Below are 1,305 nucleotides of genomic sequence, written 5' to 3' on the forward strand. Positions count from 1 at the left end.
TGTCCCGCCCCGGGTTTGATGGAGACATCGAACACCCGGAGGATTCACAGTCATGGCGGCACCACGGAAGTACCCGGATGAGTTGCGGGAGCGGGCGACGCGGCTGGCAGTTGAGGCCAGGCGGGACCCGGCCTCGGCCGGCGGGGCGATCAAGCGGATCGCCGACCAGCTCGGTGTGCACCCGGAGGCGTTGCGGACGTGGGTGAAGCAGGCCGAGACCGACGAGGGAACACGGCCGGGCACGACCTCGGCTGAAGCGACCAGGGTCGCGGAGCTGGAACGTGAGGTGCGTGAGCTGCGCCGGGCGAACCAGATCCTGAAGTCAGCGGCGTCTTTCTTCGCAGCGGAGCTGGACCGTCCGTCGCGATGAAAGTCGAGTTCGTCGACTCCCAGCGGAAGGAGCACGGTGTCCAGCCGGTCCTGCGGGCGCTTCAAGGCACGCCCGTCGAGATCGCGCCGTCGACCTACTACGCCGCCAAGACCCGTCCCGGGTCCGCCCGCGCGGCATCCGACCGGGTGCTGGCCGAGAAGATCGAGCAGGTGCACGAGGACAACTACGGCGTCTACGGGGCCAGGAAGGTCTGGGCCGAGCTGAACCGCCACGGCGTGGATGTGGCTAGGTGCACGGTTGAGCGGCTCATGCGCGAGATCGGGCTGCGTGGCCTGCTCCGCGACAAGGGCCCGCGCACGACACGGCCGGCGCCGGAGACAGGCAGACCGGCTGACCTGGTGAAACGTGACTTCACGGCCACGCGCGTGAACGAGATGTGGGTCGCGGACATCACCTACGTGCGCACTGCCGCCGGCTGGGTCTACGCGGCATTCGTGCTCGATGTCTTCTCCCGTCTGATCGTGGGCTGGCAGGTCGCCACCAGCCTCTACACGGATCTGGCGCTGGACGCGCTGCAGATGGCGATCTGGCGCCGCCAGGCCGCCGGCGCGGACCTGGCCGGGCTCGTGCATCACAGCGACCGCGGCGTGCAGTACCGGGCGGTGCGCTACACCCAGCGCCTGGCCGGGGCAAGCGTTGTCGCATCCGTTGGCAGCAAAGGAGATTCCTACGACAACGCCATGACCGAGGCGTTCAACTCGCTCTACAAGGCCGAACTCGTCCGCAACAAGGGCCCCTGGCGAGGCCTCGACGACCTGGAAATCGCGACCGCCGAGTACATCGACTGGTACAACAACCGACGCTTGCACGGCGAACTCGGACACATCCCGCCCGCCCAGTACGAGGCACTACACGCAATGACCCACCCGGTCACCCCAACCCTGGAAACCAGCTAATCCAGTCTCCACCAAACC

1 pseudogene is annotated in these 1,305 nt (G+C 67.6%); it reads left to right on the plus strand.

The annotated features are described in order from the left end of the window. The first annotated feature begins 52 nt into the window (after window positions 1-52). Window positions 53-1,287: pseudogene (locus ACWEOE_RS42125) on the plus strand (IS3 family transposase). The last annotated feature ends 18 nt before the right edge of the window (window positions 1,288-1,305 follow it).

The sequence above is a fragment of the Amycolatopsis sp. NPDC004368 genome (genome assembly GCF_053602515.1).